General features: G+C 70.4%; 10 protein-coding genes. 7 read left to right on the top strand and 3 right to left on the bottom strand.

What is annotated here, in order from left to right; translation table 11 throughout:
* The first annotated feature begins 111 nt into the window (after positions 1-111).
* Positions 112-546, top strand: a complete 435-nt coding sequence (locus tag ACSYGO_RS41280; RefSeq protein ID WP_460389885.1) for a phage tail protein — start codon at positions 112-114, stop codon at positions 544-546.
* Between the two features lie 282 nt (positions 547-828).
* On the opposite strand, the gene ACSYGO_RS41275 is transcribed toward ACSYGO_RS41280, so the two are convergent.
* From ACSYGO_RS41275 to ACSYGO_RS41265, 3 genes are all read right to left on the bottom strand, one after another.
* A complete protein-coding gene (locus tag ACSYGO_RS41275; protein WP_460389884.1) occupies positions 829-1,662 on the bottom strand; it encodes a nucleotidyltransferase domain-containing protein in 834 nt (277 codons plus the stop codon).
* Between the two features lie 166 nt (positions 1,663-1,828).
* Positions 1,829-2,566 (bottom strand): DUF4142 domain-containing protein, encoded by a 738-nt coding sequence (locus ACSYGO_RS41270; RefSeq protein ID WP_426676331.1) that lies wholly within the window; start codon positions 2,564-2,566, stop codon positions 1,829-1,831.
* A 196-nt stretch (positions 2,567-2,762) separates the two neighbouring features.
* A complete protein-coding gene (locus tag ACSYGO_RS41265; RefSeq protein WP_460389883.1) occupies positions 2,763-4,199 on the bottom strand; it encodes a sensor histidine kinase in 1,437 nt (478 codons plus the stop codon).
* 280 nt (positions 4,200-4,479) lie between these two features.
* Here ACSYGO_RS41265 and ACSYGO_RS41260 point away from each other — a divergent pair, with 280 nt between their 5' ends.
* From ACSYGO_RS41260 to ACSYGO_RS41235, 6 genes are all read left to right on the top strand, one after another.
* Entirely contained in the window at positions 4,480-4,809 is a 330-nt protein-coding gene (locus ACSYGO_RS41260) for a deoxyxylulose-5-phosphate synthase (RefSeq protein ID WP_460389882.1), read from the top strand.
* A 166-nt stretch (positions 4,810-4,975) separates the two neighbouring features.
* On the top strand, positions 4,976-5,542 hold the full coding sequence (locus tag ACSYGO_RS41255) for a YciI family protein (RefSeq protein WP_460389881.1): 567 nt from the start codon (positions 4,976-4,978) through the stop codon (positions 5,540-5,542).
* Positions 5,543-6,113: 571 nt separating this feature from the next.
* The gene (locus tag ACSYGO_RS41250) at positions 6,114-7,121 is read left to right on the top strand and encodes a LacI family DNA-binding transcriptional regulator (protein ID WP_426676335.1); all 1,008 of its coding nucleotides are present in this window, start codon (positions 6,114-6,116) and stop codon (positions 7,119-7,121) included.
* A 418-nt stretch (positions 7,122-7,539) separates the two neighbouring features.
* Positions 7,540-8,643: an ABC transporter substrate-binding protein gene (locus ACSYGO_RS41245; protein WP_460389880.1), complete on the top strand. Its 1,104-nt coding sequence runs from the start codon at positions 7,540-7,542 to the stop codon at positions 8,641-8,643.
* A 222-nt stretch (positions 8,644-8,865) separates the two neighbouring features.
* Positions 8,866-11,733 (top strand): RICIN domain-containing protein, encoded by a 2,868-nt coding sequence (locus ACSYGO_RS41240; protein ID WP_460389879.1) that lies wholly within the window; start codon positions 8,866-8,868, stop codon positions 11,731-11,733.
* 54 nt (positions 11,734-11,787) lie between these two features.
* Positions 11,788-14,139, top strand: a complete 2,352-nt coding sequence (locus ACSYGO_RS41235; protein WP_460389877.1) for an AbfB domain-containing protein — start codon at positions 11,788-11,790, stop codon at positions 14,137-14,139.
* The last annotated feature ends 51 nt before the right edge of the window (positions 14,140-14,190 follow it).

Below are 14,190 nucleotides of genomic sequence, written 5' to 3'. Positions count from 1 at the left end.
GACGGGCGACCGCGGGACCGCTCCGACGGTGCCGCCGACCCGCCGAATCGTCACACAGCGCCTCGTGACGACTACTATCAGTTGCCACAACGGTCGTGGAAGGAAGTCGCGATGAACCTCGGAGATCTGCCGACGGACCACAGATTCGTCATCGAACTGGGCCGGTTCCCAGTGGAGTCGGTGCAGCGCGTGACGAGTGCGGACTTCGACCAGGACGTCGCAGCGGGAAGGTACGCGACACCGGCGGGAGCCGGCACGGCGCGCGATCAGACGGGGCCGCCCCACGGCGAAGTGACCGTCGTCCGGGGCTCGGACAAGAGCCCGGCGTTCACCGACTGGGTCGACAAGACGCTCGTCGACCAGTCCCTCGGATCGGCGCGGCAGGACGTCACGCTCGTCGAGCTGGACGCCGACGAGAACCCCGTCCGACGCATCAAGCTGTCCAACGCCTGGGCCGCGCAGTGGACCACTCCGTCGTTCCAGGCGGGTGGCGGTCCGGCGATGGAGCAGGTGACCATCGCGTTCGAGCAGGCGAGCGTGGAGTAGCACGGCCCTGCTCCTCGCCCGGAGCCCACGGTCCGGGGACCGCGCGCTCCGGGGACCGCGGGCTCCGGGGACCGCCGGGTCCGGGACTCGTCGGCCGTCACTCCGACCGGCCGCTCACGGCGACCGGTCACGCCGACCGGACGCTCACGCCGAAGGCCACTCCGACCGGCCGCTCACGCCGACTCGTCGGTCACGGGCGCGGCGGCCGGTCGTCGCTACGGAACCCGGACTCCCCTGCTTGCTCCGGTGCCTTCCTCGGCCCCGCGAGGGTCGCGCGATGGATCACGGAGGAGGGCACGGGCGTCCGGAGGTGCGGTCGGCGACCTCGGCGGCCAGCGCCTCGGCCGCGTCCAGCGTCGCGGAGAGGGTGTCCGTGTCCGTGCCCAGGGCGGCGAACAGCCCGTGCGCACGCGCCGTGAAGTCCGCGGGGGCGGCATGGAGTTCACCCGCGTCCCGGACCGCGCCCTTCTCGTTGAGCACCCAGCGGCCCGCGTGCGCGTGCAGGGCGTGCACGAGCACTCCGACCGCGCGGAAGAGACACCCCGCGACGTAGAAGACGTCGCCGCGGGCCGCTCCCTTGCGGGCGTTCCCCAGGATGAACGGCGCCTCCCATACGGCTGGGGCGATCAGCGCCGCGCGCAGCGGCTCCGGGTAGCGGCGGGTCTCGCCCTGCAGCGCGCGCAGTTCGCCGGCCGGGTCCGCGAGGACGCGGCCGAGGGCCAACTCGCCGACGTAGGCGTGGGAGTACACGCCCAGCGGGTGACCGGGCTGAGTGCCCACCTCGACCTGCCCGTGCCGGCACTGGTCCCAGATCCGGTGCACCCGGTCCAGGTCACGGTAGATCCAGTCGACACGGTGGCCGTCCACGGTCAGCCATGCTCCGCCGTCCACCCACGGCCCCCAGCCGCCCGGCTCGGTCACGTCGACCGTTTCGCCGGTCAGCTCGGACGCGAGGCGGCGCAGGGCCCCGGTGTCCAGGGGTGGCCGGTAGTAGAGGCCCAGGTCGTAGTCGGAGTCAGGGCGGTGTGTTCCCCTGGCCCGGCTGCCGCCCAGGGCCACCCCGACGACACCTCCGACTCCGGCCAGCCGGTCGGCGATCTCCTGCAGACGTTCCACATCCCGGAGTGTGCCGAATCGCGGCACCGGCTGCGACCGGATTACGGGCGCACTCCCCCGCACGCGTCCGCGGAGCGATGCGTGAAGCCACGGACGGACCGGTCCCGCAGCGCCCCGGGTTCATGGGGCACCCGGTTCCCGAGGGCCGGAGTCCGTGGCCGCCGCGTCACCGGACCGTCGGACTGGGCGCCGGGGAGCGCGTGTTGATGTTCAGGTCGGGCCGGGGGGTGAGGACGACGACGGGCGAGCCGGGCTGCGGCGGGGGCGGCGTGACCTGGCTGGCGGGCAGCTTCGGCGGCGTGGACTGCTGGAAGTTGACCTGGTCGAAGTTGACCATGCCGGTCTTCTCCAGCACCGTGATGTGGTCGAGGACCGTGTCGTTGGCCAGATCGGCGAGCTCGCGCACCAGGCTGTTCTGCGTGCTGGCACGGATCTTGGCGATGGCCGGGAAGATCTGACCGTGGGTGACACGCATGATGTTCGCGGCCGTGGTGTCGAACTGCTTGCCGGACTGGGCCGCCGAGGTCTGCACGAACTGCTGCTGCTGAGGCGTCGCCTGGTTGGGCAGAGTGATGTTCAGTTCGGGTGCGATCTTGCGGCACAGGGCGTCGAGCCCGGCGTGCCCCACGATGAGATGCTTGCCCGCTTCCCTCATCTCCGGCGTCGAACCCTTCTTCAGGGCGATCTCCCCGAGGGGGTACTCCCACAGGCCGGCCGAGCGCACCTTGACGACGAAGTCGCGGTCGGCCTCGGTGACCGGGCCGTAGCGGGTGTTGGCGATGACCCGGGTCTGTGAGGTCGTCGTGTTCTGCACCCCCAGCATCGCGGGGTAGGCGAGTGCCGAGACGGTAAGACCCAGCGCACCGACGATGAACACGGTTCCGGCTTTGCGGGGCAAGGGCACGGGGCCTCCAGGCGTGAGCGACTCGTATGCCAGGAGATACGGACGCATCGGCCGCCCTGATCATCACGTCGGGTAAAACTTGCCCGCACCGCGGCGTGATGTGCGTCACATCGACTCCCCGTCCGTCGGTCCACCTGCCCTGGCCGGGGCTCGCGCACCACCCCGAGACCGGCAAGTCGGCGTGCTGCACGGGCCGTCACGGGTCTGCCGGCCGGTTTCCCGGAGCCCGTTCGGGGGGAGGCTGATGCGATCCCGGTATCCGTACGACTGCCTCGGTTCCCACGGCGCCCGCGGAGCGCAGCTCGACGGTTCCCCCGGAACGCCGCACGGTCTGCGAGACGATCGCGAGTCCGAGGCCGCTGCCCGGCAGGCCTCGTGCGGTCGGCGACCGCCAGAAGCGGTCGAAGACGTACGGGAGTTCGTCGGGAGGGATGCCCGGTCCCTCGTCCCGCACCGTGAGCCGACCGGACCCGAGCGACACGCTGACCCTTCCTCCCTCCGGTGAGAACTTGACGGCGTTGTCGAGCAGGTTCACCACGGCGCGTTCCAGGGAGGCCGGTTCGGCGAGGACGTACCAGTCGTCCATGGCGCTCTCGAACTCCAGATGCTTTCCGCGGCGCCGGGCCCGCTCCAGGGCTCGCTCCGCGACATGGTGGAGCGCCACCACTTCCAGCGGCCCGTTCCCCCGGGCGGAATCGGGGCGGGAGAGCTCCTGCAGATCGCCGACCAGGCCGGCCAGTTCACCGATCTGGGATCCGACGGACGTGAGCAGGTCCAGCCTGGCGTCCGCCGGTATCCGACGCCCCGTCCTCTCGCTGCGGATGAGCAGCTCTATGTTCGTGCGCAGCGAGGTCAGCGGGGTGCGCAACTCGTGACCGGCGTCGGCGATCAACTGCTGCTGCCGCGTGCGGGACGTGGCCAGGGCTTCCGTCATCGCGTTGAACGCCTCCGACAGCCGGGCGATCTCGTCGTCCCCTTCGGCGGGGATACGCACCGTCAGATCGTCCGTGTGCGCGATGTGTTCGGCGGTGGCGGTGAGTGCCTTGACGGGGCGCAGCCCGGTGCGGGCGACACCGGCGCCCGCCGTGGCCGCGCCGACGATGCCCACGCCGGCCACGCCCAGCAGGATCAGGGCGAGCCTGCCCAGGGGGTCGTTCACCGTGTCGAGGGGCTGGGCGATGGACACCGCGAAGTCCCCCGCCGCACGGGGCATGTCGGGACGCGAGGTCGCCACGCGCATCGGCTCCCCCTTCTCCGACACGGCGTCGTGGAGCGTCGGCCCTCGCAGGCCGCGGACCACGGCCAGGTCCTCGTCGGTGACTTCGATCGGCGTGCTGCCGGGCGCGGCGCAGACGGAACCGTCCGCGGTGATCACCTGCACCGTGTACGACGTCGGCGTCTGGTCGCTACTGCCTGCCGACGGCTGCTCGACGCCACAGGTGCCGAGCAGGGCCTGAACGTACCGGGGCGATGCCTGGACACTGCGCAGGTTCGAGTCGAGCTGGTCGGTGAGTTGCTGACGGGTGACGAGCCAGGCGGAGACGGCCGCCGTGCTGGCGGCCACGGCCACCGCGGCGGCGGCGAGCAGGCCGAGTCGGGCGCGCAACGAGAAGTACCCATGCAGCCTGGTCAACGACGTCCCCCCAGCAGTCGTGTCACCCGAGGTGGCCAAAACGCGCCGCTGTCCGGAGCCGGCCTGAGCGTCGTCGCGGCAGGCCGCGACAGGGGGCCCGGACCCGCCCCGATCACCCTGTTCGCCGGGCCGGAAGTATGCATCTGGAAGATGAGAGCCGTCTGAAACGGGAGCGGGTGCACCGCAACGCGGCGCCGCACGGCCCTGTTCGGTCGGGGTGCCCGAGGGCGCCGGACGTATTTCAGTGGTCACTCCCCTGAGCGCTCCCTACGCTGAGGCCATGGCTCACGCGAAGACCTCGTACGTCTGCCTTCCGTGCCGGGCGTCGTACAAGCAGCCCTACGACCGGGAGCGGCAGCGGCTCTGCCCACGCTGTGCCGAGCCGTTGATCCATGCCGGGTCGGCGTTCGCCGCTCCCCGGCGGCGTGACATCGCCGCGTGGCGCACGCTCTCGGTTCTGCTGAACGCGGGCGTCGGCTTCCACAAGAGCTGCTGCGGCGGCCCCGGTTACCGGCCCCGGACACTCCGCGAGGTTCGTGCGCGACTGAAGTACGCGGAACGCACCGGCGAGCCCGCCTCCAGGGCACTCGTGCGGTACGAACTGCCATGACCGTCGGCCCCCGGCATCGGCCGGGGGGAGTCGGCGGACGTGCGCACCGACACCGGCCGCGGCACCAGCACCAGCACCAGCACCAGCACCAGCACCAGCACCAGCACCAGCAGGGGACGCCAAACTCCGTTGAGATGCGTCCCTTCCTCGGGGAGAGTCAGCGGTCATGGAGTACTTCTGTTACCACCGCGACCGGCCAGGCTCCCTGGCGCTCCGCGACGAGCTGATCGAAGCGCACTGGTCCTACATGGACGGGTACGCGAAGGAGATGATCGCCCGCGGTCCGACACTCGCCGACGACGGTGACACGCCCACCGGCAGCGTGCACATCCTCGACCTGCCGGACTCCGCCGCCGCCCGCGCGTTCGCCCTGGACGAGCCCAACTACCAGGCCGGCGCCTACCGGGACGTACTGCTGCGCAGGTGGCGCAACATGCTGGGCCGCACCATGTGGGAGTTCCCCGGCGGCCGCACCGAGGGGAACCGGTACCTGGTCATCGGCCTCGGCCTCGCCCCGGGGCAGGCCGCCGACCTGACCGTCCCGGACGACCGGGACGAACTGATCGCGTACGGGCCGCTGCTGGCCGACGACGGGACCACCTGGCTCGGTACGGCGGCGCTGGTCCGCGCGCCGGACCCGGGTACGGCACGCGCCGTCCTGATCCCGGACCGGTACGCCGACATCGAGGTCCACAACTGGGTCTTCGGCGGACGACCGACCACCGAGGACTGACGGCGCGTCAGGCCGATCTCCGGACCCGCCCTCCGGACCCGCCCTCCGGACCTGCCCTCCGGACCTGCCCTGCGGACCTGCCCTGCGGACCGGATGGTTGGGCACATCACGGCTCAGGAGGTGGCCATGGGGTCAACCTCCTGGGCCCGTGTCCGACGCACGGCGGGCAGCCGACCCGAGGATGCGGCGTCGGCGGCAGGTGACGTCACCGCCCTCAGGCGGACGACGTCGCCGACCGCGGCAAGCGACGCGGCCGACTGCGGGCGGGCGGGCGACGTAGCCGGAAGCCTCGCGCGAAATGCTTCTCCGGCGCGTCTCCGTGATTCTGATGCACCATCACGAGTCGTACAAAGCAACGTCGTTGAAGATACGGCCGGGAGCGAAGAATTCGGCCCTCTTGACATGCTTCGAGGCGTTTCCGCATGCGGCGCAAGCCCTTGTCATGGACGAACACGGCCGCGTATAACGTTGGAAAACCCGGCGTGAAGCCTTCCGGGCACGCCGGGATCCCGCTTGCGGGCGCGCATGCGGCTCGTGAACCGGGCGGCTGCCCGGATGCGGAGGGAGCATCGTGCGGGTGAGCCTCAAGGACGTCGCGCTGCACGCGGGCGTCTCCATCAAGACGGTCTCCAATGTGGTCAACGACCATCCGCACGTCACCCCCGCCATGCGGACACGCGTGCAGAGGTCCATCGACGAACTCGGCTACCGCCCCAACCTCACCGCCCGGCACCTGCGCAAGGGCCGCACGGGGATCATGGCCCTCGCCCTGCCCGAACTGGGCAACCCCTACTTCGCGGAGCTGGCCACCGAGATCATCGACGCGGCGGCCGAACACGAGTACACGGTACTTCTGGACCACACTCGCGGCCGACGCGACCAGGAGATCCTGGTCAGTCAGGGCTTTCGCACCCGGGTCATCGACGGGCTCATCCTCAGTCCCATCGAGCTGGAGGCGGAGGACCTCAGCGAACGGGCCGAGGCCGTACCCCTGGTGCTGCTCGGGGAGCGGGAGTACCCACTGCCGTACGACCACATCGCGATCGACAACGTGGCCGCCGCACGTCAGGCGATGCGGCACCTGATCTCGCTCGGTCGGCGCGACATCGCCTTTCTCGGCGCGCGCCGGGGACGCAGTCAGCCGGCCCACCTCAGACTGCGCGGCTGGCGCGAGGAGTTGGACGCCGCGGGGCTCGTGGCCGACCCCCGGCTGGTGGGCGCCACGGACGGCTGGGGGCACGCCGACGGAGCCGCGGCCATGGCCCGCATCCTGGACGCCGGTCACCAGCCGGACGCGGTGTTCGCCTACAACGACCTCATCGCGCTCGGCGCCATGCGGGTGCTGTCCGAGCGGGGGCTGCGCATTCCTCAGGACGTCGCCGTCGTCGGTTTCGACAACGTGATCGAGGGCCGGTACGGGGCGATCACCCTGACCTCCGTCTCACCCGACAAGGCGACCATCGCCAGAATGGCCGTGGAAGCCGTACTGGCCCGGCTGGGTGGAGAACAGCACGAGGCACGGCGGGTCCACGCCGGATACTCGCTGGTGTGCCGGGAGAGCACCCTCGGTCGCCGCTGAGGCCGTGCGCCGCACCGGACCTGCGCGGTGCGTCTTCCAACGATGCAAGCGGTCCGGGCGCCGCCCTGCGCCCCCGCAGCCGGCAGACGCTCCGACATCACCCACGCTCCAGTCAATCGCCCTGCGAGGAAGCCGAGTTCTTTTCACCGGGCCGCGCAGGGCGTCTGATCTGCCCGTTCGGCGGACCGGGCGGACACCAGCCCTTCCGCGGCAGAGACGCTTTGGTGCACCGACCCTTTACACGCCTCTTCCAACGATGTAAAACCCTGGTGCAGACCAGGCCCGCACCTCAGCCGGCCCGCCCCACCATGCACCAGGCACCTCACCGAGGCCCCGACTCACGGGTGATCGCGCTCACCCGCTCGACCGCCATTCCTGTCATGCAACCGTCATCAAGTGCACCCGGAACGGGGTTCCCATGACGCACCGCACCCGCACCACACACCGGATCCGCACCCGCCCCGTGCTCGCCCTGTGCACGGCCGCACTCGTCCTCTCCGCAGCCGCATGCGCCAAGTCCGAGGACGACAACTCCTCGAAGAACACCGGAACTTCCGCCTCCGCGAGCGACGGGGGACAGCAGGTCGCCTCTCCCGCGGCGGGCTCGGAGACCTGCACCGCCGCCGACTACGGCGCGAAGAAGCTGGATCTCGAGAACGCCACCGTCGGATTCTCCCAGTCGGAGAAGGAAGCCAACCCCTTCCGCATCGCGGAGACGCAGTCCATCAAGGACGAGGCGAAGAAGCGGGGCGTCAAGCTGCTGACGGCCAACGCCCAGTCGCAGTTCTCCAAGCAGATCAGCGACGTCCAGGACCTCCTGGCCAAGGGCGCCGACCTCCTGGTCATAGCCCCGCTCAACTCCGACGGCTGGGAGCCGGTGTTCAAGGCCGCCGCCGCCAAGAAGGTCCCCATCGTCACGATCGACCGCAAGATCAACGCCACCGCCTGCAAGGACTATGTGTCCTTCATCGCCTCCGACTTCATCGAGCAGGGCAAGCGCGCCGCCGACCAGATGATCAAGGCGACAGGCGGGAAGGGCGAGGTGGCCATCCTCCTCGGCGCGGCCGGCAACAACGTCACCACCGAGCGCACCAAGGGCTTCAAGGACCGCATCGCCGAGAAAGCACCCGGCCTGAAGGTCGTCTTCGAGCAGACGGGCGACTTCACCCGGGAGAAGGGCCAGCAGGTCACCGAGCAGCTCATCCAGTCCAAGCCCGGGATCAAGGGCATCTACGCGGAGAACGACGAGATGGGTCTCGGCGCGGTGGGCGCGCTGAAGGGTGCGGGCAAGAAGGCCGGGCAGATCAAGATCGTCACCGTCGACGGCACACGCAACGCCGTCCAGGCGATCAAGGACGGGTGGATCCAGGGCGTCATCGAGTCCAATCCGCGCTTCGGCCCGCTGGCCTTCCAGACCCTGGACGAGTTCACCCAGGGCAAGCCGGTCGCCCAGGACGTCATCATCCAGGACAAGGCCTACGACACGGCGAACGCGGCGCAGAACATCGGCCTGGCGTACTGACGACGACGGGAAGGCCGCGACACCGCGGCCTTCCCCGCCCTTGCCGAACCCCCCGCGCCACCCGCTCGGACGACCAGGACCACCGGAACCACCGGAACCACCTGGACGACCAGTACGACCAAGCTCCAACGACACGACACCGCACCGTGGTTCGCACCGGTCGGCCGCGGGCGTTCACCCGCCCGCGGCCGGTCTCCTCCCCCACCCACGGAAGGCTCCCCCATGCCCCTCGACAGACGCCGGTTCATCGGTCTGGCCTCGCTCACCGTCCTCGCCACCACCGGCCCCGCGGCCGTCGCGGCGGCCTCCGGCCGTCCCTCGCCGTCGGCCCTGACTCCGGCATCCGGTGGCCTCCACCATCCCAACGCCGCTCCCCTGCACCCCTCGGCACTGCTCCGGCTGCCGGTGACCGCCGTCCGGCCGCGTGGCTGGCTGGCGGGTCAGTTGCGACTCCAGCTGGACGGCCTGTGCGGCCGGTACGACGAGATCTCCCACTTCCTCGACCGATCGGCGTCGGGGTGGACACACCCCGACCGTGGCGGCTGGGAGGAAGTGCCCTACTGGCTGCGCGGGTTCGTCGACCTCGCGATCGTGACCGGCGACGCCGACGCCCTCGCCCGGGCCCGCCGCTGGATCGAGGCGATCGTCGACACCGCCCGCTCCGACGGCTTCTTCGGCCCCGAGCCGCTGCGGACCTCGCTGGACGGCGGCCCCGACTTCTGGCCGTTCCTGCCCCTCCTCCAAGCGCTGCGCTCCTGGCAGGAGTACACGGGCGACGACCGGATCATTCCCTTCCTCACGGCCTTTCTGCGGTACATGCACGCACAGGGGACCTCCGCCTTCGACCGCAGCTGGGTGTCGTACCGCTGGGGCGACGGCATCGACACGGCGGTGTGGCTGTACAACCGCACCGGGGACGCGTTCCTGCTCGACCTGGTCGACACCATGCACGAACACGGAGCCGACTGGACCGGCCCGCTGCCCAGCGGCCACAACGTCAACATCGCCCAGGGGTTCCGCGAACCCGCGCAGTACGCGGCGCGCTCCGGGTCCGCCGACGACGTCCGCGCCGCCTACCGCACGTACGACTCGGTCATGGGGCTCTACGGGCAGTTCCCCGGTGGCGGGTTCGCCGGCGACGAGAACGTCCGGCCCGGATTCACCGACCCCCGCCAGGGTTTCGAGACCTGCGGGATCGTCGAGTTGATGGCCAGTCACGAACTGCTCACCCGGCTCACCGGTGACCCGGTGTGGGCCGACCGTTGCGAGGATCTGGCGTTCAACGCGCTGCCGGCCGCGCTCGACCCGCAGGGCCGGGCCGTCCACTACATCACCAGCGCCAACTGCGTCGACCTCGACAACCGGCCCAAGACGCACGCCCAGTTCCAGAACGGCTTCGCAATGCAGTCGTACCGACCGGGCGTCGACCAGTACCGGTGCTGTCCGCACAACTACGGTATGGGCTGGCCCTGGTTCACCCAGGAACTGTGGACGGCGACGCCCGACGGCGGTCTGTGCGCCACCCTCTACGCGCCCTGCGAGGTCACCGCCGAGGTCGCCGACTCCGTGCAGGTCGGTGTGCGCGAGGAGACCGACTACCCGTTCGGGGACACCGTCACGCTCACCGTCTCCGTGCCCGCCGCCACCGCCTTCCCGCTCCTGCTCCGAGTCCCCGGCTGGTGCCCGGACCCGAGTGTGACCGTCAACGGGCAGTCGGTGGGCTCCGTTTCGCCCGGTCCGGCGTTCGTGCGACTGAACCGCACCTGGCGCGACGGAGACGTGGTGCGGCTGCGCCTGCCGCAGCGCATCACGGCGCGCACCTGGGAGCGCAACGGGCGGTCCGTCAGCATCGACCGCGGGCCTTTGACGTATGCCCTGCGCATCGGCGAGGAGCACGTCCGCACCGGCGGCAGCGACACCTTCCCCGAGTACGACGTGCACGCCACCACCCCCTGGAACTACGGGCTGGCCACCACCGCCACCGACCCCACGGCGGGCCTGACGTTCGCCTCCTCCGACGGTACCCTCCCGGACAATCCGTTCACCCAGGCCACCGTGCCCCACTGGATCACGGCCCCCGCACGCCGCATCCCCGAATGGCGCGCGGACGACCAACGCGTGGTCGAACCCCTCCAGCCGAGCCCGGCGCTGAGCACCGAGCCCGTGGAGACGGTGACCCTGATCCCGCTCGGTGCGGCGCGCCTGCGGATCTCCGCCCTTCCGATCGCCTCACCGTCCGGTACCCGGTGGACCACGGGCGGCGCCTTCTTCCGGCTGCTCAACCGCCGCAGCGGCAAGGTACTCGGAGTCGACGGGATGTCCCACGAAGACAGCGCCCAGGTCGTCCAGTTCACGGACAACGGCACCACCGACCACCAGTGGCAGCTGGTCGCCGACGGTGGCTGGTATCTCGTCCGCAACGCCAACTCCGGCAAGGTCCTCGGTGTGGACCGGATGTCCCACGACGACGACGCACGGGTCGTGCAGTTCGCGGACAACGGCACCGCCGACCACCAATGGCGGCTCGTGGACGCGGGTGACGGCTGGTACCGCCTGCGCAACCGCGAGAGCGACAAGGTGCTCGGCGTCCTCGGCGGCTCCACCGCGGACAGCGCGCCCGCCGTCCAGCGCTCCGACGACGGCGCCGACGACCGTCTCTGGCGGCTGCTGCCGGACGGACCGCTCCGGATCGAGAACCGCAACTCCGGCAAGGTGCTGGCCGTCAGCGGCATGTCCCACGAAGACAGCGCCCAGGTGGTCCAGTTCGCCGACAACGGCACCACCGACCACCTGTGGACCTTCCTGCCGGACGAAGCGGGCTGGTACCGCATCCGCAACGAGAACTCGGGCAAGGTCCTGGGCGTCGACGGCATGTCCCACGAGGACAGCGCACACGTCGTCCAATTCACCGACAACGGCACCGCCGACCACCAGTGGCGCCCGGAACACGACGGCGACGGGTTCTTCCGTCTCCGCAACCGCAACAGCGGCAAGGTCCTCGGCGTCCACCTGATGTCCCGCGAAGACAGCGCACACGTCGTCCAGTTCACGGACAACGGCACCACCGACCACCAGTGGCGCCTGCTGTAACGCGCCCGGGCCCGACAGGACCGGGGCTCCTCCCCACACCCGCAAGGAGCACTCATGGCTTCCTTACCGCAGCCACGACGCAGACGGACACTGCGCGACACCGCTGCCGCCTTCGTGTCCCTGGTCCTGCTGTGTGCCGCGGCGCTGACCGCCGCGGCCGGCACGGCCGAGGCGGCGGCGACTGCCTGGACGCCCAAACCGGCGCCCATGACGACACCGTGGACCGGCCAGGTGCCGACGGACAATCCGCTGCCGGAGTATCCGCGCCCCCAGCTGACCCGCCCGGACTGGGCGAACCTCAACGGCATCTGGGACTTCGCGGTGACCTCCGCGGACGCCGGGCAGCCCACCAGCTGGCCGGACCAGATCCGGGTGCCGTTCGTCGCGGAGTCCGCGCTCTCCGGCATCCAGCGCAAGATCACCCAGAACGACAAGCTGTGGTACCGGCGCACGTTCACCGTCCCCGCCGGGTGGAACGGACGCCGTGTCCAGCTCAACTTCGGTGCCAGTGACTGGCGTACCACGGTCTGGGTCAACGGCCGGCAGGCCGGTGCCCAGCACAACGGCGGGTACGACGCGTTCTCGTACGACATCACCGATCTGCTCACCAGCGGGACGAACACCGTCGTCGTCTCCGTATGGGACCCGACCCAGACCGGCGACCAGGCGGTCGGCAAGCAACGCATCAACGACGTGACCCCGCACGCGGGCGGCGGCATCTTCTACACGGCCGCCTCCGGCATCTGGCAGACGGTCTGGCTGGAACCCACGGCCACCGCGCACATCACGCGCCTGGACATGGTTCCCGACCTGACGAACAACACCCTGAAGGTCACGGTGCGCGGTGACGGGGTCGGCGGGCAGACCGCACGCGTCACCGTCTCCACGGGCGGCACCACGGTCGGCACCGCGATCGGGCCGGTCGGGAGCCAGTTCACCGTCTCCGTGCCGAACCCGCACCTGTGGACTCCCGACGACCCGTTCCTGTACGACGTCAAGGCCGAGCTGCTGTCCGGCTCGTCGGTCGTCGACACGGCCGGCAGCTACACCGGCATGCGCTCCATCGGCCTGGCCAAGGTCGGCAACGTGCTGCGGCCCGTCCTCAACGGAAAGTTCGTCTTCCAGACCGGCACCCTGGACCAGGGGTACTGGCCCGACGGCATCTACACCGCGCCCACCGACGCGGCACTGAAGTACGACCTCCAGAAGCACAAGGACCTGGGCTTCAACATGGTCCGCAAACACATCAAGGTCGAACCGCAGCGATGGTTCTACTGGGCCGACAAGCTCGGTCTGCTGGTCTGGCAGGACATGCCGGCGATGGACCTGCGCACCCCGAGCAGCGCCGCCCGCACCCAGTGGGAGAGCGAGTTCCACCGCATCATCGACCAGCACCGCAGCTCCCCGTCCCTGGTGATGTGGGTCGACCAGAACGAGGGCTGGGGCCAGTACGACCAGGCCCGCATCGCGAACGACGTGAAGGCGTACGACCCGTCCCGGCTGGTCGACAACATGAGCGGGATCAACTGCTGCGGCGCCGTCGACGGAGGAAACGGCGACGTCGTCGACCACCATGTCTACGTGGGCCCCGGCGTCACCTCGCCGACCGCGACCCGTGCCGCCGTCCTCGGCGAGTACGGCGGGCTCGGCTACAAGGTGTCCGGCCACGAGTGGTATCCCGGTGGCGGGTTCAGCTACGAGGACCAGGCGAGCACCGCGAGACTCGACGACCGGCTGACCGGGCTGCTGGACGCGATCCGGCTCCAGCAGATGCCCGCGGGCCTGTCCGCCTCCGTGTACACCGAGATCACCGACGTCGAGAACGAGGCCAACGGCCTGATGACGTACGACCGCCAGGTGGTGAAGGTCGACGAGGCACGCGTCAAGGCCGCCAACCAAGCCCTGGTCGACGCCTCCAGGAACCCGGCCCCACCCGTGACCCTGCCCACCGGGGTCCACAAGTCCCTGCGTGTCACCACACCGGGCTACACCGACCGCTATGTGCGGCACAAGGACAGCCTCGGCTTCACCGAGGCCGTCGACTCCGGAAGCCCCGATCTGCTGAAGAACGACGCCACCTGGAAGATCGTCCCGGGTCTCGCCGACTCCTCCTGCTACTCCTTCGAGTCGCGCAACTACCCGGGCGAGTACCTGCGGCACCGCGAGTTCCGGGTCCGGAAGGATCCCGGCGACGGATCCGCGCTGTTCAAGTCCGACGCCACCTGGTGCGCGGTGCAGGGGAGCGGAGGCGTGCGTCTGATGGCGTCCGACTTCCCCGGCCAGTACCTGAGGCACATCGGCGCCGAACTGTGGCTGGCCACACCGGGCGGCGCGCACGCCTGGGACAACCCGGCGTCCTTCACCGAGGACACCACATGGTCCGTGGAGAACCCCTGGGCCCCGTGACCGGCGTCCGTGCCCCGCTCGGCGTCACCTGATCGGCCGAGCGGGGCGGTG

The sequence above is a fragment of the Streptomyces krungchingensis genome (genome assembly GCF_054729265.1).
Note: the sequence above shows the minus strand (reverse complement) of the source record. Positions and strands in the feature narration are given on the sequence as shown.

Excerpts from the sequence above, each read along its gene's own strand:
- ACSYGO_RS41280 (WP_460389885.1), top strand. The coding sequence starts at position 112 with ATGAACCTCGGAGATCTGCCGACGGACCACAGATTCGTCATCGAACTG.
- ACSYGO_RS41260 (WP_460389882.1), top strand. The coding sequence starts at position 4,480 with ATGGCTCACGCGAAGACCTCGTACGTCTGCCTTCCGTGCCGGGCGTCG.
- ACSYGO_RS41255 (WP_460389881.1), top strand. The coding sequence starts at position 4,976 with ATGGAGTACTTCTGTTACCACCGCGACCGGCCAGGCTCCCTGGCGCTC.
- ACSYGO_RS41245 (WP_460389880.1), top strand. The coding sequence starts at position 7,540 with ATGACGCACCGCACCCGCACCACACACCGGATCCGCACCCGCCCCGTG.
- ACSYGO_RS41240 (WP_460389879.1), top strand. The coding sequence starts at position 8,866 with ATGCCCCTCGACAGACGCCGGTTCATCGGTCTGGCCTCGCTCACCGTC.
- ACSYGO_RS41235 (WP_460389877.1), top strand. The coding sequence starts at position 11,788 with ATGGCTTCCTTACCGCAGCCACGACGCAGACGGACACTGCGCGACACC.